The sequence below is a fragment of the Mesorhizobium sp. M0166 genome, from assembly GCF_040322255.1.
In the GTDB taxonomy this organism is placed as follows: domain Bacteria; phylum Pseudomonadota; class Alphaproteobacteria; order Rhizobiales; family Rhizobiaceae; genus Mesorhizobium.
In genome coordinates this window covers 76,135-96,968 of record NZ_JAMYTD010000008.1, presented here as the reverse complement: position 1 = coordinate 96,968, position 20,834 = coordinate 76,135, and the positions used below count along the sequence as shown (strand labels likewise).

20 protein-coding genes are annotated in these 20,834 nt (G+C 62.8%); 16 read left to right on the top strand and 4 right to left on the bottom strand.

Annotation, left to right across the window (positions count from 1 at the left end; genetic code table 11):
- Positions 1-175: 175 nt before the first annotated feature.
- The gene (locus NKJ46_RS12395; protein WP_352665231.1) at positions 176-529 is read left to right on the top strand and encodes a winged helix-turn-helix transcriptional regulator; all 354 of its coding nucleotides are present in this window, start codon (positions 176-178) and stop codon (positions 527-529) included.
- A 116-nt stretch (positions 530-645) separates the two neighbouring features.
- Here the strand turns inward: NKJ46_RS12395 and NKJ46_RS12390 are convergent, their stop codons facing one another.
- Together NKJ46_RS12390 and NKJ46_RS12385 are read right to left on the bottom strand one after the other, a co-directional pair.
- Entirely contained in the window at positions 646-1,293 is a 648-nt protein-coding gene (locus NKJ46_RS12390) for a cysteine hydrolase family protein (protein ID WP_352665230.1), read from the bottom strand.
- Positions 1,290-1,619 carry a hypothetical protein gene (locus NKJ46_RS12385; RefSeq protein WP_352458586.1) on the bottom strand — a complete coding sequence of 110 codons (330 nt, stop codon included), beginning with the start codon at positions 1,617-1,619 and terminating at the stop codon, positions 1,290-1,292. Before NKJ46_RS12385 ends, NKJ46_RS12390 begins: the two co-directional genes overlap by 4 nt.
- A 176-nt stretch (positions 1,620-1,795) precedes the next feature.
- On the opposite strand from NKJ46_RS12385, the gene NKJ46_RS12380 reads away from it, so the two are divergent.
- From NKJ46_RS12380 to NKJ46_RS12345, 8 genes are all read left to right on the top strand, one after another.
- Positions 1,796-2,194: a RidA family protein gene (locus tag NKJ46_RS12380; RefSeq protein ID WP_352665229.1), complete on the top strand. Its 399-nt coding sequence runs from the start codon at positions 1,796-1,798 to the stop codon at positions 2,192-2,194.
- Between the two features lie 186 nt (positions 2,195-2,380).
- Positions 2,381-3,805: a pyridoxal-phosphate dependent enzyme gene (locus NKJ46_RS12375; RefSeq protein WP_352665228.1), complete on the top strand. Its 1,425-nt coding sequence runs from the start codon at positions 2,381-2,383 to the stop codon at positions 3,803-3,805.
- Positions 3,802-4,983 (top strand): cystathionine gamma-synthase, encoded by a 1,182-nt coding sequence (locus NKJ46_RS12370; protein ID WP_352665227.1) that lies wholly within the window; start codon positions 3,802-3,804, stop codon positions 4,981-4,983. The genes NKJ46_RS12375 and NKJ46_RS12370 overlap by 4 nt, the downstream gene beginning before the upstream one ends.
- A gap of 159 nt (positions 4,984-5,142) precedes the next feature.
- The gene (locus tag NKJ46_RS12365; protein ID WP_352665226.1) at positions 5,143-6,120 is read left to right on the top strand and encodes a GlxA family transcriptional regulator; all 978 of its coding nucleotides are present in this window, start codon (positions 5,143-5,145) and stop codon (positions 6,118-6,120) included.
- Between the two features lie 293 nt (positions 6,121-6,413).
- Positions 6,414-7,718 (top strand): M24 family metallopeptidase, encoded by a 1,305-nt coding sequence (locus NKJ46_RS12360; RefSeq protein ID WP_352665225.1) that lies wholly within the window; start codon positions 6,414-6,416, stop codon positions 7,716-7,718.
- 20 nt (positions 7,719-7,738) lie between these two features.
- Positions 7,739-8,416 carry an isochorismatase family protein gene (locus NKJ46_RS12355; protein ID WP_352665224.1) on the top strand — a complete coding sequence of 226 codons (678 nt, stop codon included), beginning with the start codon at positions 7,739-7,741 and terminating at the stop codon, positions 8,414-8,416.
- A gap of 16 nt (positions 8,417-8,432) precedes the next feature.
- Positions 8,433-9,425 carry an alpha/beta hydrolase gene (locus NKJ46_RS12350; RefSeq protein WP_352665223.1) on the top strand — a complete coding sequence of 331 codons (993 nt, stop codon included), beginning with the start codon at positions 8,433-8,435 and terminating at the stop codon, positions 9,423-9,425.
- A gap of 434 nt (positions 9,426-9,859) precedes the next feature.
- A complete protein-coding gene (locus NKJ46_RS12345) occupies positions 9,860-11,500 on the top strand; it encodes an ABC transporter substrate-binding protein (protein WP_352665222.1) in 1,641 nt (546 codons plus the stop codon).
- A gap of 253 nt (positions 11,501-11,753) precedes the next feature.
- On the opposite strand, the gene NKJ46_RS12340 is transcribed toward NKJ46_RS12345, so the two are convergent.
- Both NKJ46_RS12340 and NKJ46_RS12335 read right to left on the bottom strand, forming a co-directional pair.
- Positions 11,754-13,241, bottom strand: a complete 1,488-nt coding sequence (locus NKJ46_RS12340; RefSeq protein WP_352665221.1) for a pyridoxal phosphate-dependent decarboxylase family protein — start codon at positions 13,239-13,241, stop codon at positions 11,754-11,756.
- A 25-nt stretch (positions 13,242-13,266) separates the two neighbouring features.
- Entirely contained in the window at positions 13,267-14,352 is a 1,086-nt protein-coding gene (locus NKJ46_RS12335; protein WP_352665220.1) for a PLP-dependent cysteine synthase family protein, read from the bottom strand.
- 247 nt (positions 14,353-14,599) lie between these two features.
- On the opposite strand from NKJ46_RS12335, the gene NKJ46_RS12330 reads away from it, so the two are divergent.
- The 7 genes from NKJ46_RS12330 (at position 14,600) to NKJ46_RS12300 (ending at position 20,819) form a co-directional block, all read left to right on the top strand.
- Positions 14,600-16,597, top strand: coding sequence for a transcriptional regulator (locus tag NKJ46_RS12330; protein WP_352665319.1), 1,998 nt, complete (start codon positions 14,600-14,602; stop codon positions 16,595-16,597).
- Positions 16,598-17,535: 938 nt separating this feature from the next.
- Positions 17,536-17,781, top strand: coding sequence for a YMGG-like glycine zipper-containing protein (locus NKJ46_RS12325; RefSeq protein WP_292658193.1), 246 nt, complete (start codon positions 17,536-17,538; stop codon positions 17,779-17,781).
- Between the two features lie 23 nt (positions 17,782-17,804).
- The gene (locus NKJ46_RS12320) at positions 17,805-18,152 is read left to right on the top strand and encodes an EF-hand domain-containing protein (protein WP_352665219.1); all 348 of its coding nucleotides are present in this window, start codon (positions 17,805-17,807) and stop codon (positions 18,150-18,152) included.
- A gap of 51 nt (positions 18,153-18,203) precedes the next feature.
- The gene (locus tag NKJ46_RS12315; RefSeq protein ID WP_352665217.1) at positions 18,204-18,575 is read left to right on the top strand and encodes a hypothetical protein; all 372 of its coding nucleotides are present in this window, start codon (positions 18,204-18,206) and stop codon (positions 18,573-18,575) included.
- 36 nt (positions 18,576-18,611) lie between these two features.
- A complete protein-coding gene (locus tag NKJ46_RS12310) occupies positions 18,612-19,046 on the top strand; it encodes a hypothetical protein (protein WP_352665216.1) in 435 nt (144 codons plus the stop codon).
- Positions 19,047-19,107: 61 nt separating this feature from the next.
- Positions 19,108-19,626, top strand: a complete 519-nt coding sequence (locus tag NKJ46_RS12305; protein WP_352665215.1) for a hypothetical protein — start codon at positions 19,108-19,110, stop codon at positions 19,624-19,626.
- A 212-nt stretch (positions 19,627-19,838) separates the two neighbouring features.
- Positions 19,839-20,819 carry a PDZ domain-containing protein gene (locus tag NKJ46_RS12300; RefSeq protein ID WP_352665214.1) on the top strand — a complete coding sequence of 327 codons (981 nt, stop codon included), beginning with the start codon at positions 19,839-19,841 and terminating at the stop codon, positions 20,817-20,819.
- The last annotated feature ends 15 nt before the right edge of the window (positions 20,820-20,834 follow it).

Genomic DNA, 20,834 nt, shown 5'->3' with positions numbered 1-20,834 from the left:
AGACAGCCGGGTTGGCGATGACGCCACACGTTTCGGCTGTCTCGCATTGACCGGATTGGTGTCGCGGACGCTCATCTTCGTTCTCCTCCGTGGATTGGCCGCAGGACGCGACCCTGGCCAGATGACCGGGCAAATTCTGCTTCCGTCGCCACGGTGCCTTGCCTACGATGGGCGCATGACGCAACGCGGAAGACTCTACGGCTGTCCGGTCGAGTTCGCTCTCGACGCGCTCGGCGGCAAATGGAAGACGGTGATCCTGGCGCGCATCAAGGAACAGCCGATGCGCTATTCCGAACTGCGCCGGCTGATCCCCTCACTCTCGGACAAGATGCTGACGCAGAGGCTGGCCGAGCTTGTCGAGATCGGCTTCGTCACGCTCGAGACGTCGCCCGACGGCAAGGGGCGCTACGCCTTGACCGGGCGCGGCGAAGATCTCGCCGCCGCGCTCGAGGCGCTCTACGACTGGGGCAGCGTGCATGGCCGCGCCGAGGGTGTGCGTTTTCGCACCGACAGCGCAGCCACCACCTAGATCAATTCCAGGAAAGCGCGAAGCGGCTTTCCGTCCGCAATTGCCTGGAAAACAAAGGCACAGAGCGGTTCGGCGTTTCCGTGAAAGGGTGGATCGCTCTAGGAAGCCGACTGTCCTCAACCCGGTCCGGCAAGCGCGCTGCAGAAGCTTGCGACATCGGTGACAACAGCTTCGCCGAGGAAGCGTAGCGTCGCCATCGAGCGGTCGCGCGCTTCGCGGTTGCCGAAGCCACAGGCGTCCTCGATGACCATGGCGACAAAGCCATTGTCAGTCGCCTGGCGAACGGTCGGCTCAATGCCGATTTCCATGGCGATGCCTGCGAGCGCTATCGTGCGCACGCCGCAATCGCGCAAGGCAAAGCCGAGCGCGGTGGAATCGAAGGCCGACATCGTGAGCTTGTCGAACACCGCCTCGTCATCGCGGGGTTCCAGCTCGGGCACGATCCGTGTCGCTTCGGCGTCGCGCGGGAACCACGGCTCGACGGTGTCGGGGCTGTCGCGCCGCTGCCAGGCCATGGCGGTGCGCAGCTGCGTCGCGCCCATCCATTTGCGCGGCAGCGACAGATGGCGCGTGAACGCCACCCGCATGCCGGCCACGCGCGCCGCTTCCAGCACCGTGCCGGTGCGCTCGATGATAGTCGCGGCGCCGGCCACCTGGTGGCAGATGCCGACCTGCATGTCGTAGACCACCAGCGCCGTGCGGCGCGGATCGCACCACTCAGCCAAGCTGGCCGGGATTTCGATCCCGTCGCTCGACCGGATCATGCTGCAGTCCGGTCCCACGGCTTGGCGATGTCGACGGTCGGGTCGAACAGGAACTCCAGCGGCAAGGGCGCGTCGAAGGCGATGAAATGCCATTCCAGCAGCCCTGCCTTGGACAGCGGGAAGTCCTCGGTGTAGCGCCGCGCTTCCGCGACGCTATCGAGCTCGAAGACGATGATGACGCCGCCAATATCGGCGCGCGCATAATTCTCGCGCACGATCCCCGCCTTCCAGAGCCGCCAGACGTTCGAAACTTCGTCGCGCAAATAAGGCCGCAGGTCGTCGAGCGTGACGCCGGGCTTGAAATTGTCATAGGCAAGAATCTTCATCGGCCATTCCTTGCATTGCTGTTCGTCCAGCGCCGGGTAGCATGGCGGAATCGGCGACCGCAACGAACGAGATGGTGCGTTGAAACGGCCGCACGATTGCCATTCTGTGCCGCGCGATCTCTATGGGCGGCCGGGCAGCCGCGGGATAATTTTTGCCGAAGAGGAGGAAAAGCGCGGTGACCATCGAAAGGCTGAACCCCGAGGGCATGCACAGCAATCCGGCCTATTCGCAAGGCGTGTCGCTGCCGGCATCCGCGCGCATCGTGCTGGTCGGCGGCCAGAATGGCGTCGACGCGCAAGGCCGGATCGTCGCCAGGGACGATCTCGCTGCGCAGACCGCTCAGGCGCTTTCCAACCTGGCAAAAGTGCTCGAAGCCGGTGGGGCAAAGCCTGAAGACCTCGTCAGCCTCGCGGTCTATATCGCCGGCGACCTGGACATAGGGCCGGCCTTCGGCGCCTGGATGGCCTTCTGGGCAAACCGCGGCGCGCCGCCGATCATCAAGGTGCTGCGCGTCGCCGGCCTCGGTAATCCGGATTTTCTGATCGAGATCGAAGCCCAGGCGGCGATCGCCTGAACCCTAAGCGGGTTCTGCAGATCTTTTGCCCTGCCTGCAGGCCGGCGAAGCTTTTGCGAAATTCCATTCCCCTGCTGGCGGCCGGATTGGCACGATCTATCTTCTTTCCAACTGCAAACGGCTGGAAAAGACGGTAGGTTGCCGTCTTCCAGGGCGGTTGCTCATTCTGGCAACGGAGCATCTGACATGAGCAAGCACAAGATCGTGGCACCGGACGATGCATCGTCCCGCCTGCGCCCGCCCTATGCGTCGGTTCTCGACCTGATCGGGCAGACGCCGGTCGTCGAGCTGACCAAATTCGACATCGGCAAGTGCCGGCTGTTCATCAAGCTCGAAAGCCAGAATCCCGGCGGCTCGATCAAGGACCGCATCGCGCTGTCGATGATTGCCGCCGCCGAAAAACAGGGCAAACTGAAACGCGGCGGGACGATCGTGGAGGCGACCGCCGGCAATACCGGTCTTGGTCTAGCCCAGGTCGGCATCCCCAAAGGCTACCGCATCATCCTTGTCGTACCCGACAAGATGTCACGCGAAAAGATCCAGCATCTGCGGGCGCTCGGCGCGGAAGTGCGCATGACGCGTTCCGACGTCGGCAAGGGCCATGCCGAATATTATCAGGACATGGCCGAAAAGATCGCCGCCGAGCTGCCCGGCGCCTTCTACGCCAACCAGTTTGCCAACCCGGCCAATCCGCTGGCCCACGAAACCACGACCGGGCCGGAAGTCTTTCAGCAGCTCGGAGGCGATGTCGATGCGGTGGTCGTCGGCGTCGGCTCCGGCGGCACGCTGACCGGGCTTGGCCGCTATTTCGCGAAAGTCTCGCCGAAGACCGAGATGATTTTGGCCGATCCGGTCGGTTCGGTCCTGGCACCGTTGATCAAGACCGGCAAGATGGTAGAGGCCGGAAGCTGGACCGTCGAAGGCATCGGCGAGGATTTCGTGCCGCCCAACGCCGATCTGTCGCTGGTCAAGAAGGCCTATTCCATTCCCGACAAGCAGAGCATGCTTGCGGTGCGCGACCTGCTTTCGAAGGAAGGCATTCTCGCCGGCTCGTCGTCTGGCACGCTGCTTTCGGCAGCACTCCGCTACTGCCGCGAGCAGACCGTGCCGAAGCGCGTCGTTACCTTCGTCTGCGACAGCGGCAACAAGTACCTGTCGAAAGTCTTCGACGACTTCTGGCTGGTCGAGCAGGGCCTGGCCGAGCAGGAGCAGCATGGCGATCTGCGCGACCTGGTCATGCGCACGCTCCGCACCGGCGATGTCGTGTCGGTCGGCCCCGACGAAAGCCTGCTCAACGCCTATGGCCGGATGCGCCGCTCGGATGTCTCGCAACTGCCGGTGCTGGACGAGGGCAAGCTCGTCGGCATCATCGACGAAAGCGATATCCTCGCCAAGGTCGAAGGGCCCTATGACAGCCGCTGGGACCGCTTCAAGGCCCCGGTCAGTACGGCCATGACCTCTAACCTGCACACGCTGCAGGCCAGCCAGACGCTGGATGCGCTGCTGCCGGTGTTCGACCGCAACGAGGTTGCCATCGTCTTCGATGGCGACGAATTTATTGGCCTGATAACCCGCATCGACCTGATCAACCATCTGAGGCGCGCCCGATGACCGTCAAAGCCACAATATCGGGCAAAAACCGCCTCGCCTTTTCGACGCGCACCATCCATGGCGGCCAGAGCCACGACCCGACGACCGGCGCGGTGATGGTGCCGATCTATGCCACTTCGACATACGGTCAGCAGAGCCCCGGCGTGCACAAGGGTTTTGAATATGCCCGCAGCCAGAACCCGACCCGCTTCGCCTTCGAGCGCGCGGTCGCCGACCTCGAAAGCGGCACAGCCGCCTTCGCCTTCGCTTCGGGGCTGGCGGCGATCGCAACCATTTTCGAACTGCTCGATTCTGGCGCGCATATCGTCGCCACCGACGACATCTATGGCGGCACATTCCGGCTGCTGGAACGGGTGCGCAAACGCTCGGCCAATTTGCAGGTCGACTTCGTCGACTTCACCGATCTTGCCGCGGTCGAGGCGGCGATCCGCCCGGAAACCAAAATGCTCTGGGTCGAGACGCCGACCAACCCGCTGCTGCGTGTCGTCGACCTCGAAGGCGTCGCCGCACTGGCCAGACGCAAGGGCGTGATGTCGGTGGCCGACAACACCTTCTGCAGCCCCTATCTGCAGCGGCCGCTGGAGCTCGGCATCGATATCGTTGTTCACTCGACGACGAAATACCTCAACGGCCATTCCGACATGGTCGGCGGCGTCGCCGTGGTCGGCGACAACAAGGATCTCGCCGACCGGCTGAAATTCCTGCAGAACGCCATCGGTGCCATTTCCGGGCCGTTCGACAGTTTCCTGGCGCTGCGCGGACTGAAGACGCTGGCGCTGAGGATGGAGCGTCATTCGTCGAACGGCCAGAAGATCGCGCATTGGCTGGAAAGCCGCCCCGACATCCGTCGCGTCATCTATCCAGGCCTTCCCAGCCACCCGCAGCACGCCATCGCCAGGCGGCAGATGCACGCCTTCGGCGGTATGATCACCGTCGAGCTTGACCGCGACCTCGCCGGCACCAAGCGCTTCCTCGAACACACGCAACTGTTCACGCTGGCCGAAAGCCTCGGCGGCGTCGAAAGCCTGATCGAGCACCCGGCACTGATGACGCACGGCTCGATCCCGGCGAAAAAACGCGCCGAGATCGGCATTTCCGATTCGCTGGTGCGCTTGTCGGCCGGGATCGAGGATGGCGACGATCTGATCGCTGATCTGGATCAGGCGTTGGCGAGTTGAGTCCGGTAACAAGAAACCTTGCGAGACGTCGGCAGGACAGAGGGGTGAAGGATCACCGACAAGCGACAATTGTTCTGTGTCGCGCCCCGCACGCTATTCCGTTGACCCAGGCCAATTCTGCCTGAATTGTAGCGACCGATCCTCCCGGCTCCGGAAGCTATGAACAACCGACAACGCACCCAGCCAACGGCAAACAACGTCCCGCTCACCTTCGCCATCCTGGTCTTCCCAGGCTTTCCGATGATGGCGTTCAGTTCGGTGATCGAGCCGTTGCGTGCGGCGAATGTGCTGGCGAAGCGGGACTGCTATCGCTGGATCATCGTCGGCGCCACCGAAGGTCCGGTGGAGGCTTCGAATGGCGTCGTCATCCAGCCCGGCTTTGCCGCCCATGACGCGCCGAAGGTCGATCGCGTCGTCGTCTGCTCGGGCGGCGATGCCGATCATCTCGTCGCGCACGATGCCGTGAGCTGGATCCGCAAGAGCCTGCGCGGCGGCGCCCATATCGGTGCGGTGGCGGATGCCGCCTTCTTCCTGGCTCGGGCCGGCCTGCTCGACGGTCATGCCTGCACCTTGCACTGGACCAGCCAGGCAGCCTTCACCGAGGCGTTTCCGGACATCGAGCTGAGGCGCGATCTCTATGTTATCGACCGCAAGCGCTTCACTTCGGCCGGTGGCGTCGGCAGCCTCGACATGATGCTGGAGATCATCACCAGCGATTATGGCGCCGAACTTGCCGCCGGCGTCGCCGAATGGTTCGTGCACAGCCCGCTGCGCTCCAGCGTCGACCGCAAGCTGATGCCGCTGCGCCTACGCACCGGCGTGCAGAACGAATTGGTGCTGTCGGCCATCGCCATCATGGAGGATGCGGTGGAGGAGCGGCTCGGCATGGCGGAACTGGCGGGGCGGCTTGGTGTCTCCTCCGACAAGCTCGAACGCAATTTCCGCTCCGAACTCAGCATCTCGCCCAACGGCTATTACCGCCGCCTGCGGTTGAAGCGCGCCGCCGACCTGTTGGCGCATTCGACGCTGATGGTGCGCGACGTCGCGCTGGCCTGCGGGTTTGCTTCGATGTCGAGCTTTGCCCGGGCGTTCCGAGAGGAACACGGCCACGCGCCGAAGGTGATGCGGCGGCATTAGATGCGTTAACCGCTCCACGCCGAGTTCCCGCCCACCCCCCCTGGCCTGCCGGCCATCTCCCCCGCAAGGGGGGAGATCAGCAGCTTTGGTCCCGCCGCATATCCTGCTGCGTTGGTCATAGGCGAAGGCCGACGCGACATCCAATCTCCCCCCTTGCGGGGGAGATGGCCGGCAGGCCAGAGGGGGGGTGCTGTCCCGCCAACCTGTCTACGGCATCCGGCACGACATTTGCGGTTTTCCGCACAATGCCGGTACGTCGTTTGCCCCATGGTCTGCCTTTCCAGGAGGCACCCATGAGCATTGTCGTTTTTGACCCCGACAGCACCGAGGATGTCGACTTTGGGGATCGCATGCGCCATCCGGCGGCGGCCGATCCGGCAGGCGGCATGTGGCTGTCGGACACCGAGCCGTCCTTCATAGATGCTGACGCGCTGCGCAAGGGCCGGCTTGCCAGGCTGCGCGCCTGGCTGCGCGAGGCCGGCTATGGCGGCGTGGTCTTGTTCGATCCCTACAACCAGCGTTACGCCACCGGCTCGCGCAACATGTTCGGCTATTTCCTGCGCAACTCGACCCGCTACTTCTTCATCCCGACAGAAGGGCCAATCGTGTTGTTCGAGTATCCGCAGAGCTACCATGTCTCGATGGTGCTCGACACGATCGACGAGGCGCGGCCGTCGAAGCTGGTCTGGTCATCAGTGTCGGGCCGTGACGACGAAACCGCCGATCCGTTCGCCGACGAGATCGCCGAATTGCTCAAGGCGCATGGCGGCGGCTCGATGAAGCTCGGCCTTGACCGCTGCAGCCATCTGCAGGCGCTGGCGCTGGAAAAGCGCGGCTGCGAGGTCCGGGATTGCCAGGGCGAGATTTTGGCGGTGCGCGCGGTCAAGACTCCAGAGGAAGTAAAATGCCTGCAGGTGTCTATGGCTGGCGCCGAGGCTGCGGTCTATGCTGTCCGCGAGGCGATCAAGCCCGGCGTTTCCGAAAACGAGCTGTTCGCCATCATGTATGGCGAGGTGATCCGGCAGGGCGGCGAGTTCATCGAAACCCGGCTGCTGACCTCGGGCCAGCGCACCAATCCATGGTTCAACGAGGCGAGCGGCCGCAAGATCAGGCCAGGCGAACTCTTGGCGCTCGATACCGACACGATCGGCTGCTACGGCTATTATTCGGACTTTTCGCGCACCTTCCGCTGCGGCCCGGGCAAGCCGACGGATTATCAGAAGTCGCTCTACCGCATGGCGCACGATCAGGTTCAGCACAATATCGGGGTCGTCAAGCCGGGCATGGCGTTTCGCGAGATTGCCGAAAAGGCCTGGAAAATCCCGGACCGCTTCATCGACCAGCGCTATACCTCGGTTATGCACGGCGTCGGTATGCATGGCGAGACGCCGTTCATCGCGCATGCCATGGATTACGAGACCTATGGCCGCGACGGTGTCATCGTGCCCGGCATGGTGGTCAGCGTCGAAAGCTATATCGGCGAGAAGGGTGGCCGCGAGGGCGTCAAGCTGGAGGACGAAATCCTGATCACCGAGACCGGCACCGAGCTCCTGTCGCGCTTCCCCTATGAGGACGATTTCCTTGACAGACACGTTTGAGTGCTGACAGGCAGTTTTGCATGAAAAGCCCGATCTCGATCAAGCGCGGTACGGCGGCGGCGGTGTTCATCGATCTCCAGGAGGAGCATCGGCGGGACAAGCGCTATCTGGTCGAAGGCTATGGCGACATCCTCGCCAACGTCCAGCGGCTGCAGGCAGTGGCACGAGCCAATCATGTGCCTTTGTATCACTGGGCCTATATCGTCGATCTCGCCACGGCACGGCCGTTCCACCCGGTCGAGGCCAATGGCAAGTCGGCGTTTTCCGACAAGGACGATCCGCTGACGGCGATCTGTCCAGAGGTCGGCCCGTTGCCAGGCGAGACGATGCTGGTCAAGACCGATGCCAGCGCCTTTCGCGCGGGGCCTGCCGCCGAGCGGCTGAAGGCCGAGGGCATCGAGTGGCTGGTCGTTGCCGGCGTCTGGACCGAGGCCTGCATCGATGCCACCGTCAAGGATGCGGTGGCGCTCGGGTTTCGCGTGCTGCTGGTCAAGGATGCCTGCGGCAGCGGCAGCACGGCGATGCACCAGACGGCCATTCTCAATCTCGCCAACCGGCTCTATGGCGGCGGCGTCACCACCACCGACGGCGCCTGCCGGCTGCTGGCCGGCGAGACGGTCGAAGCCTGGCAGGTCGAGGGCTCGGTGCCGCTGCGCTTCAGCTATGAAAATGCTGCCCGGCTCTACGCCGAGCTCTGAGCGGGATCGCGCAGCGATGATCACCGAGGCGGAGCGACCCGAAACGACAGAGCGCGGAAAGTACCAAACGCTGCTCGATCCGGAGCTGTGGGCCTATATCGACCGGGTCAACGAGTGGTATCCGCCAGAGATCGTCTACATGCCGATCGAGCGGCAGCGGGCGGTCTATGACGCCATGTGCCGGGCGTTTCGCGAGCCCTATCCACCCGGTGTCAAGGCCAGCGACAGCAGCGTCGGCGACCATGCGATCCCAGTCCGGCGCTACCAAATGGCGGGCACGGCGCCACAAGCGATCGTTGTCTATTATCACGGCGGCGGCTTCGTGCTTGGTGGGCTCGACAGCCATGACGACATCTGCGCCGAGATTTGCGCCGGCACCGGCTTTGCCGTTCTGTCCGCCGACTATCGGCTGGCGCCGGAACATCTCCATCCGGCGGCTTTCGAGGATGCGCTGGCCGTATTCGAATGGGCGACGGCGACGACGGAACTGCCGATCGTGCTCTGCGGCGAAAGCGCCGGCGGTAACCTGGCCGCTGCGGTGGCACAGGCGACACGCCGCCATCCTCACCATGCGATCGGCCAGGTGCTGATCTATCCCGAGCTCGGCGGTGACGAGCTGGAGTTAGATAGCAAAGAGAGCACCGGCTCCTATGTCGAGCACGCTGAGGCGCCACTGCTGACATTGCGCGATGTCGAATTCTATCGGCATATCCGGGCAGGGAAGGGACAGTCGCCGGACGACCCGACATTTTCGCCGCTTAGCGATAGCGACTTCTCCGGCCTGCCGCCGACGGTCATCATCACTGCCGAATGCGACCCGCTGTCAGCGGACGGCCAAGCCTATCGCGACCGCATCCTTGCCACCCGCGGCAAGGCCTGGTGGCGCGAAGAACCGCGGCTGGTGCACAGCTTCCTGCGCGCACGTAAAACCGTGCCGCGCGCCGGCGAGGCCTTTGATCGCATAATCGAGGCGGTCGCGGCGTTGGGTAAAGGTGATTGGTCGGAGTGACGGTGTTCCGCTTTGGGTAAGTCCGGCCACGGGGACCACGGTTGACTCAAACGCCGGCGATCCTTCGCGCCCCCCTCTGTCCTGCCGGACATCTCCCCCACGAGGGGGGAGATTGGCAACTTCGATGCTCCGCCCATTCCTGAGACGATTCAGATTAGCGAAAGCCGAGATGACAGCCGATCTCCCCCCAAGTGGGGGAGATGTCCGGCAGGACAGAGGGGGGCGCTGTCCCGCCGGCGTCTCCAATATCCAATACCCGCATCGCCGCGCAAGCTCTGCCGCTGCGGAACAGCGCACAAGAACTGCGGAAGTCAGAACACTCCCCTACGGGAGCTCGCCCTATCATCCCCCGAGGCAATGGCGCTCCGGCGATCGCGTCCGTCCCCCGCGTTTTGCGATCGGCAGAGGTGCCCAACAACAGGGGAATGACAACGATGAAGTTCATGCTGACCGATCGAAAACCACATCCGCAGGCCGAGCCCGTCGCCGACGGCTTCAGGAAAGGCCAGATGAACCGGCGCGAATATCTCGCCACCATGGCTGCGCTCGGCGTCAGCGCTGCCGGCGCGGTGGCGCTGGGCGGGCTTGCGCCGTCGCCGGCCAGGGCCGAGGAACCGAAGCGCGGCGGCATCTTGCGTGTCGCCATGAACGTCAAGGGCTGGAAGGATCCGCGCACCTTCGACGGCGTCGAGATGTCCAACGTCGCCCGTCAGTGCAACGAATATCTGGTGCGCTGGAAGCGCGACTTCACCTTCGAGCCATGGCTGCTCGAAAGCTGGGAGACCAGCGACGACGCTCGCGTGCTGACGCTGCAGGTCCGCAAGGGCATCACCTGGTCGAACGGCGACACCTTCAACGCCGACGACGTGATCCACAATCTGACGCGCTGGTGCGATGCGTCCGTCGCCGGCAATTCGGTCGCCGCCCGCATGGGCGCGCTGGTCAATGCCGACACCAAGAAGGCCGTCGACGGCGGCATCGAGCGCGTCGACGATTTCACCGTACGGCTTAATCTGCCCAAGCCCGACATCTCGCTTATCGCCGGCATGGCCGACTACCCGGCGCTGATTATGCACCGCAGCTATGAAGGCGACGGCGATCCGCTGAAAGCATTGGCGATCGCCACCGGGCCCTGCGAACTCGTCGCATGGGATGCCGAGGTCGGCGCCGAAGTCCGCCGCAAGGACAAGCCATGGTGGAAGGGCGAGTTCTATCTCGACGGCATCAAATGGGTCGACTACGGCTCCGATCCCAACGCCATGCTGTCGGCATTCGAATCGGGCGAGGTCGACACCGACCACGAAACCGCCTCCGACACGGTTGCGCAGACCGATTCCATGGGCCTGAGCAATTCCGAGATCGCCACCGGCTCGACCATCGTCGCGCGGTTCAACATCGGCAATCCGCCCTATGACGACATCAAGGTTCGGCGTGCCGCACAACTGGCCGTCGACAACGCCGCCGTGCTGAAGATCGGCATGGACAATCGCGGCAAGCCTGCCGAGAACCATCATGTCGGGCCGATGCATCCAGAATATGCCGATATCGGCCCGTCCGTCCGCAACACCGATCAAGCCAAGGCCCTGCTCGCCGAGGCCGGCAAGGCCGACCACGAATACGAACTCATCTCGGTCGACGTCGACTGGCAGAAGAGCACCGGCGACGCCATCGCCGCGCAGATGCGCGAGGCCGGGCTGAAGATCAAGCGCACGGTGCTGCCGGCCGCGACCTTCTGGAACGACTGGAGCAAATATCCTTTCTCCTGTACCGAATGGCTCGGCCGGCCGCTCGGCGTGCAGGTGCTGGCGCTCGCTTATAAGTCCGGCGCCGCCTGGAACGAGAGCGCCTATGCCAACCCGGAATTCGATACTCTGCTCGACAAGGCACTGGCAATGCCCGATCCCGGCGCCCGCAAAGAGCTCATGGCCAAGATCGAACAGAATTTGCGCGATTCCGGCGTCATCATCCAGCCCTACTGGCGCTCGGTCTATCGCACCTATCGCAAGGGCGTGCATGGCTGCGAGCAGCACCAGTCGCTCGAGCAGCATTTCGAGAAGGTCTGGATTGAGGCGTAGCCTTGTCGTTGCCGGTCCGGGCAGTCGGTAGCATCCGCCTGCGTTCCGGTGTTGCGATTGGCGAAAGTCTCTGAAGACTTGGGTTCCTCGCTCCCGCCAAGGGCGGGGGAGAGGTGGCCGCGAAGCGGCCGGAGAGGGGGCCTTTCGTAGGGCGGCGCAGTCCCCCTCTCCCCCTCTCCCCACTTCCGTGGGGGCGAGGAACCCAAGCTGGAATGAAGCCGCTGTCCCGCCAACCCCAGAGCGTTGACGATGATCAGCGGCCGGCGCCAGGCCTTGAAATCTCCCGTCCAAGCCGAACCGTCTCCCGCACCAGCAGGTCCAGATCCTCGCGCCGGGTGCGGTGGTTGTTGATCGCCACCCTGAGGCAATGCTGGCCATGCACCGTCGTGTCGGAAATGGCGGCGATGCCGTCTTCCTGCAGCCTCAGCATGATCTCGGTGTTGAGCGCTTTCAGGCGCTCAGCGTCCAACCCATCGGCGCTGTAGCGAAAGCAGACGATGTTGATGTTCACCGGCGCCACCAGTTCGAGCGCCGGTTCGGCCTCGATCAGCGCACCGAGATAATGCCCTTGCGCGATGTTCTGGTCGATCAGCCGGCCGAACTTTTCGATGCCGTGCTCTCGCAGCGCCATCCACACCTTCAGCGCCCGGAAGCCGCGCGTCGTCTGCAGGCCGTAATCGTGCAGCCATTGGCCGGAGGCCAGGCCGCGCGGCGTCGATTCCAGATATTCCGGCGTCACCGCGACCGTGCCGCGATGCGCGGAGGCATCCCGGATCAGCGCGCAGCCGACCTCGAAGGGCGCGTGCAGCCATTTATGCGGATCGAGCGCGATCGAGTGGGCGTGCTCGATGCCGGCGACGCGATGCGAATTGTCCGGCGCAATCGCAAGCAGGGCGCCGATGCAGCCGTCGACGTGAAACCACAGATCCTCTTTTGCCGCCAGGTCAGCCAACGCTTGCAGATCGTCGATTGCGCCGGTGTTCACAGTGCCGGCCGTACCGATTACGCAGGCCGGCTTGAAGCCGGCGTCGCGGTCCTCGGCGATCGCCGCCCGCAACGCAGCGATGTCGATCCGCAGCCCGGCATCGCTCGGGATGCGACGCAGCGCCCGGTTGCCGAGGCCGAGCGCTTCCATCGCCTTGCGGTGACAGGAGTGAAGCTGGTCGGAGCCGTAGAAACGCAGCGGCTTGTCGATGCCAGCAACGCCATGCTCGCGTATGTCGATACCCGCTGTGGCGTTGCGCGCCACGGTCAGTCCTATGATGTTAGCCATCGAGCCGCCGCTGACCAGCGTGCCGCTGGCCGATTGCGGAAAGCCCATCATTTCCTTGCACCAGTCGACGACCTGGTTGTCCATCAACGCGGCGGCATGGTTGCCGCCGCCGAGGTTGGAGCCTTGGATCGCTGCCAGGAAATCGCCGAGCGCGCCGGTGAAATTGCTCGAGCCCATATACCAGGACCAGAAGCGCGGATGGATGTTGCCCATCGCATAGGGCATCAAGCTCCTGGAGACGTCGCCATAGATTTCTGCCAGCGGCGCCGGCGAACGCGGCAGCGGCGATGTGAAGAAGGTCCTCACATCAACCGGCATCTCCTGCCACACCGGACGCTCTCTGACATTGCGCAGGTAAGCGACGGCATCATCGACGATCCGATGCGACAAGACCTGCACGTCGGGCCAGTTCGAGGGGTCAAGCGTTTCCTCGGTGGCCGTGACGGCCAGTCCAGGCTTCGTGTCCATGCAGGCCGCTCCCGATGTGCCGCCGTCACGCCGGAAACTGGCAGCCGGGCGTCGACTGCGAAAGCGCAGTCTCCTCGGCGTCCATCTCCGCTTCGATGCCGTCGAACAGCGGCGTCGTCATGTAGCGCTCGCCGGTGTCGGGCAGCATGCACAGGATCACCGAGCCGGGCGCCGCCTTTTCCGCGATCTGCCGCGCGACAGCAAATGTCGCCCCGCCGGAGATGCCGGTGAAAATGCCTTCCTTCTGCGCCAGCGCCTTGGCCCATTTCGTGCCCTCGGGCCCGGCAATAGGCACCACCTCGTCATAGAGGCCGGCGTCGATCGCCTCCTGCAGCACGTCCGGAATGAAGTCGGGCGTCCAGCCCTGGATCGGATGCGGCTCGAACGCCGGATGGCTGGCGGCAGGCGCGCCGCCGGCGCCGCGCTGCTGCGGCTTGCCGCTGCCGATAAGCTGGGCATTGGCCGGTTCGGCGAGCACGATCCGGGTCTCCGGCCGCTCGCGGCGCAGCACGCGTCCGACGCCGGCCACGGTGCCGCCCGTGCCGTAGCCGGTGACGAAGCAGTCGAGCCGGGCCCCGGCGAAATCGTTGATGATCTCGCGCGCCGTCGTCGCTTCGTGAATGGCGGCATTGGCCTTGGTCTCGAACTGGCGGGCAAGGAACCAGCCATTGGCTTCGGCGAGCTCCACCGCCTTCTTGTACATGCCAAAGCCCTTCTGGGCGCGCGGCGTCAGCACCACCTTGGCGCCCAGCATGCGCATCAGCTTGCGGCGTTCGATGGAAAAACTGTCGGCCATCGTCACCACCAGCGGATAGCCCTTCTGGGCGCAGACCATTGCCAGGCCGATGCCGGTGTTGCCGCTGGTCGCCTCGACCACGGTCTGGCCCGGCTTCAAGGCGCCGCTGCGCTCGCCCTCCTCGATGATGTTGAGCGCCAGGCGGTCCTTCACCGAGGCGGCGGGATTGAAGAATTCGGCCTTCACATAGATCGTGGCATGGTCCGGTCCGAGATTGTTGATGCGGATCACCGGCGTGTCGCCGACCGTGTCGAGAATGCTGTCGAAGAGACGGCCGCGCCCGGCGGTGGTTCTGATTTTCTGTTGATGCAACATGTCGAGCTCCTCGCTTTGTCGTTGTCTCTTGTGGTCACGGGCCGGTTACAGACCGGTGGCTTGGGCGGCGAGGTTTCGAGACCTTGCCGCGCTACATTTGCCTCCCGGCAATGCCAGCATCCGGCGCGGGAATTCGCTGCCGGATGCACCGTGTCGCGTTTGGTGATAAAACAATGGCCGACTGGCCAGCGTGGGAGCAGGCGTGGAAACGTACGTGGAATCCGCCCGATCGAGCCTCGGCGGCGAGATGGCCGGTCTTTCCGTGCGTCTGCTCGGACCGCTGACAATCGCACGCAACGGCATCATCATCCAGCTCCCAAAATCGCGCAAACTGCGTGCGCTGTTCGCCTATCTGGCGCTGGCGCCGCATCCGGTCGGCCGCAGCCGCCTGTGCGAGCTTTTGTGGGATGTGCCGAACGACCCGCGCGGCGAGCTTCGCTGGTGCCTGAGCAAGCTTAGAGGCATCCTCGATGAACCGCATCATCGCAGGGTAGAGACACCAGGCGACACGATCGCGCTTGATCTGAGAGGTGCTTCCGTCGACGCTGTCGACATAGCCTCGGCCGCCGCCAAGGGCGTTGAGACGCTCGATCTAGAGCGGCTGCGGGCTCTTTCCGGAAGGTTCGCCGGCGACTTTCTCGATGGGCTGGAGATCGACCGCAGCCCGCATTTCAACAGCTGGCTGATCGCTCAGCGCCGCCGCTTCACCTCGGGGCACGCCGCCATCCTGGAACATCTCGTCAACAAGCTTCCGGCGGATGCCGACGAAATGTCTGCGTATCTGGACAAATGGCTGGAACTCGCTCCGTTCGACGGGCGCGCACATGTGGCTCTTCTGAGCAGGCTGGCGCAGCGCGGCCAGTTTGACGCGGGCGAGGAACATCTCGCTTCCGCGGCGCGGCTGTTTACTTCGGAGGATCTGGATTTCGGAGCCGTTCGTGAGGCATGGCGCACGATCCGCGGCGAACGACCTGCCGCGACGCTCAGGGCGCGACCGTCACTCGTACCCGCGGCCCCGCACGCGTCAATTATGCATCCCCGTTCCGATATTGCTGCATCGCAGAAGGCTTCGCTCGCGGTGATGCCGTTTGCCGAAGAGGCGGCTGTCGGCGGCTCGCGCGGTGGATTGGCCGACGGCCTCACCCACGACATCATCACCCGCCTGGCCAAGCTCAGGGACTTTTTCGTCATCGCGCGCGGCTCGGTGTTTGCGCTCGCCGAAAAAAACATTGCGCCGGAAGATGCCGGCCGTCGGCTCAATGTCGATTATGTCGCCACCGGCACGGTACGCAGCCAGACTGGCCGCGTCACCGTCGCGGTCGAGCTGGTCGAAGTGGGCACGGCCAGGATCGTCTGGGCCGAGACGTTCGAGCGCAAGCCGGACGACATCTTTGCCGTGCTCGACGATATCGGCAACAGCATCGTCTCGTCGATCTCGACCGAGATCGAGACGGTCGAGCGCAATCGCGCCATGCTGAAGGCGCCCAATTCGCTGAACGCCTGGGAAGCCTACCACCGCGGCCTCTGGCACATGTATCGCTTCACTCGCACGGAAAACGAGCAGGCCCGGCATTTCTTCGACATAGCCTTGAAGCTCGATCCGACCTTCGCCCGCGCCTATGCCGGGCTCTCCTTCACCCATTGGCAAAATGCCTTCCAGCGTTGGGGCGACCGCGACCAGGAAAGCGCCCTGGCCTTCGAGGCAGCCGGCCAGAGCCTGCTCGTCGACGATCACAATCCGGCCGCTCACTGGGCCATGGGGCGGGCGCTGTGGCTGCGCGGCGAGCAGGACAGCTCCCTCATTGAGCTGGAACGCGCCGTCGACCTCAGCCCGAATTTCGCGCTCGGTCACTATGCGCTGTCTTTCGTCCACTCGCAGTCCGGCGACCCGAAGGCCGCGATCGGCTCATCCGACCATTCCAGGCGTCTGAGCCCCTTCGATCCGCTGCTGTTCGGCATGCTGGGCGCCAGGGCGATGTCGCATGTCCGGCTCGGCCAGTTCGACGAAGCCGCCGAATGGGCGCTGAAAGCAGCCGCGCGTCCCAACGCCCACGCCATCATCCTCGCGATTGCCGCGCAGTGCCTTGCGCTGGCGGGGCGGCTGGACGAGGCACGAAGTTTCGCCGCTGCGCTGCGCAAGATGCTGCCGAACTACTGCGCCGACGATTTCATCGGCACCTTCCGCTTCGAGCCGGGCGCCGAGGCGCTGTTCCGGCAAGGCGCCAGGCGGATCGGGCTCGGGTGAAGCAGGCGCGGTTAGCCGGGTTCTCTAAACCGCTCATCTCGGCTGGCCGCCCCAAACATCGTCATGTCCGCAGCCCAAGGCGCCAATGGTCAGATCGGTCGCAAAATTCATCGACCGGAGCGGATCAGACGGGCTCAACCGATTTGACGTTGCCGTCGGTGTCCACGAGGCAGCACCAGCCCTATCTTCTGACGGGCAACGGCTGAAGGTGCAGCAGTGCGTTCGCCAAAGAGAGCGCCTTCACGTGCCGCCCCTGCACGCTACCCGATGACAATCCGGCTGGGAAGATGCTCACAACGCGGCCGCAGCACCCCCACTGCGCCTCGATGTGGCGCGCCGCAGCGTTGAAAAAACTCGAATAAGTGAGCAACGTTTCTTTCGACCTGCGCAGCCGGATGGGCTCGGTCAAAAAAAGATACCGACAATAGATCAGGATACAGGCAATCGTATAAGAAGCGATTTCGCCATTGGCTTTTTTCGATCTGCGTAAATGCATAACAACGTGGTATATTACTTGTAACAACATACAGCCAATGGAATAAAGTCGATTTTCTGTGCTGGTTCATTGCTGTGAAGCGGATTTCAGTATCCGCTAAGATAGCCGGCATTGGTTCTTAATTATTAAGCATTTGCGAAATTCAACCCGCGATACTGCAATTTTTCCTTGCCATACGCCGACTTCGGATGCAACTTTCTGGCAACAGCAGCCGCGTTAGTTGGTTGCTGGCATGCTTGGGCGGACGGGCGCGAAGCATGGAGAGGGAAATCGATATTCGCTAATGCGGCCCCCCGTGGGGAGCGTTTCCCCTCGACGTAAGAGATCACGACAGCCAGCGACTAAGTCTTCGAATGCATGGCCACGGTCTGGCTCTTTCGAGGCCGGCGAAGCTCTGTCCTCCGCGGATGGCACCAATCAGCAATCAGATCAGGAAAGAGCGATGAGGAAATCAACCTTGGCAATCGTGCTCGCGGGCACTTTCGCGCTTACGGCGTGCCAGTCGTCATCCAACCCGGAAGTTCAGGCGCGCAACAGCGAGTTCGGCTGCATCGCCGGTACTGTCGGTGGCGCGATCGTGGGCGGCCTGATCGGCAGCACCATTGGTGGTGGAACCGGACGTGTGATCGGTTCCGCGATTGGCATCGGCGGTGGTGGCTACCTCGGCAATCGTCTTGCCTGCGGCTGAGACGAGAAGAAAGGGACAAGACAATGAAATCCATAATCGCGACCACAGTTTCCTTGCTCCTGCTTTGCGCCGGCGCGGCCACGGCACAGCAGTCCATGTACGAGGGTCACCAAGACCAACTTGATACCGATGACAACGGCGCGGTGAACCGACAGGAGTATCAGGCCTTCATGACCAGGGCCTTCGAAAAGCTGGACGCCGATAATAACGGCGCTCTCAGCCAAGCCGAAACCGCCGACGTCCTGAACGCCGATCAGTTCGCAGCAACCGATGCGAACGGGAACGGCCGTGTCAGTCGGGACGAATTCATGAACCGGGTGATGAAGGACTTCGCGGCGGCCGATAAGAGCGGGGACCGCCGCCTGCAATAGTTTTCGGATACGAACGATCCCCCAGCCGCCAGGCAGTCGGAGGAATGAACCATGAAATTCGTAATCTATGCGACCCTGGCCACTGCTTTGATGGCGATCTCCGGTTGTACCACCGACGACTACGATGGTTGCCGGGGAAGGGGTTGCCTGGTTGATCGGTCCCATAAGGGGAGCCGGAAGGTAGACGACCGGCCGCAGTTCGACAGGAACGGCAATCCCAACTTCGATACCAGGGGCCGTTACATCGGTTGCCATGGGCTCGGATGTAAAGTCGACGATCCTGATGACGGGGATCAAAGCATCGACGACAGACCGCAGTACGACAAGGAAGGCAATCCCAACTTCGATACCCAAGGCAACTACCAAGGCTGCCGCGGCATCGGCTGCGAGGTCGATGCGCCAGAAGATGACGATTCCGATTGATGGCCCTGCAACGAACAAGGAAGAGGATAGCCACTCATGTCTGAATTGAACGGTCTCATCCGTCGGCCTGCCAAAATCGTCATGGTCGGCCTTGCGGGGCTGGGAATGACGCTGACGTCCGCTTTCGCCACGAATAGCGCCTGTGACGGTGTAAAGGTCGAAGTGACGAAGGCGCGCAAGCAGGAGTATGCCCCTCTCGTCGTCTCGGCGTTGGACAAAAAGTTCAAGCCCGCTCAGGCGAAGTTCATCACGATCATGGAGAGCGGCAGTTGGAGTGCCGCCTACGTCTCCACGCCGGTGAGCGATGACGGCGTGATGTTCTTCCAGACAGTCAACGGAAAGAAGCAGTTTCGCGACGTATGGGGCGGCTATGCCGACCCATCGGAAAAGCCTGAACTCGTATCCTGGGCAAAGAAACTCGGAGCGCCGCAAGACCTGGCAAAGTGTTTTGCCGACGAAGTTACGGAATGACGGTGATGATCGCTGGCGATCGCCGCGGTGGCGCCGGCGTAGCAAATGGCATCGAAAAGGCATGGATCAGCAGAAACTGATCAAGGACTGCATGACCGTCAAGGGTTCACACATCGAGGAGATTCGAACAATGGCCAGAAGACACGCTTTTCTCTTTGCGTTGGGGATGATCTCAGCAATCAGCACCGGATCAGCGTCCGCGCAATCGGCTGCGGAGGTGAACGGCAACCTGGACACGCTGTTCGGAAGTCATGCTCCGTACCAGACCTTCTTCGACAAGTTGAAAAAAGCGGTCGGTTCCGATGACAAGGCGACCGTTGCCGCATTGGTCGCCTATCCGTTCCAGGCCCGCATCAAGGGAAAGGCCCTGAAGATCAAGGATCAGAAGCAGTTCTTGACCGATTACGACCAGATTATCACCCCGAAGGTGAAGGGTGCTGTGACCAAGCAAACCTACGCGACGCTTTTTGCGAACTGGCAGGGCGTTTCCATCGGCGATGGAGAAATCTGGTTCAGCGGCATTTGCAGCAACCAAGCCTGCGAACAGCAGACGATCAGGATCATCGCCATTAACGACTGATGTCGATAGAGGAAGGAAGGCCGGTGTTCATTTCCCGCAACAGGGTTCAGCCCTTCACGACGATCAGAAAAGCGGGCCTCGATCTCGACATGACTGAGACCGCAGCCTTGGGCGTCTCCTATCGGGGCCAGTTCGGGTGTCCACGAGAACGGCTTCAACCCAAGCTCGACGTCTTGTTCTAGCCACCGGCGCCTGCGGAAGGATGTAGAAAAATGCTCGCTCTTCGAAAATCCAGACTGATCGTGCAGTTCGCCCGCGCGTTGGCAACTTCAGTGAAAATGGTGGCTGTCGTCAGCGTAGCTGTCCCGCAGACGATCAATATTGCGTATGCCAGCAAATATGATCTGCCGAAACCCTATGTTTCCCGGGCTCTTAACGCGGTTTTGATACCCATCAACCACGCCTCTCGGCACCGCTACCAGATACCGCCCAAGCTTCGCGGGGTGTATGTCTTGGCCGTTGCACCCCATGGCGTTGCCGCGCGGCAAGGCATCCGGCCGGGTGACGTGCTTGCCACAGTGCGGCATCAACCGATTTCGACGCCGACCGATGTCGACCGACTCGTTTGGGCCGCTCTTGCCGTGAGCGCTACCAGTTTTCTGTTTGGCGTGAACCGCGGAACAGAAGCCGCAGATGTCGTCGAGGTCAATACCAACATCACCGTCAACAACTTCAATACCAACATCTCGGTCAACAATATCTCGCAATGGACGAGCGTCGATAACCATGAGGAGTGGACGCAGATCGTCGATCAGTACGACGACGAGATGGAGACAAGCCTCGAAGACACAAGCTATCGCGAAGACGACTCGCTGCCCGGCGACGCCAGTCCAGACGTAACTCCTCCCGATGCTGATGACGATTCCGACGATAACAACGCGGACACCGATGGCGATAGCTCGGACGACAGCACCGACGACGACAGTTCCAATGATCAGGGCGATTCGAGCGATCAGAATGACGATGATGGTGATGACGACAACAACACCGACGACGATAGCTCGGATGACAATACCGACGACAATAATTCCGATGATCAGGATGATTCGACCGATCAGAACGACGATGAAGACTCAACGGCCGGTGATGATGATCAAGACAGCACCGACACCGACGACGATAGCACGAATGACGATGCGTCGGATGGCAGTACCGACGACGCTGACGGATCGGACGATGACGATGCCAACTAGCGGCCGACCGTGCCG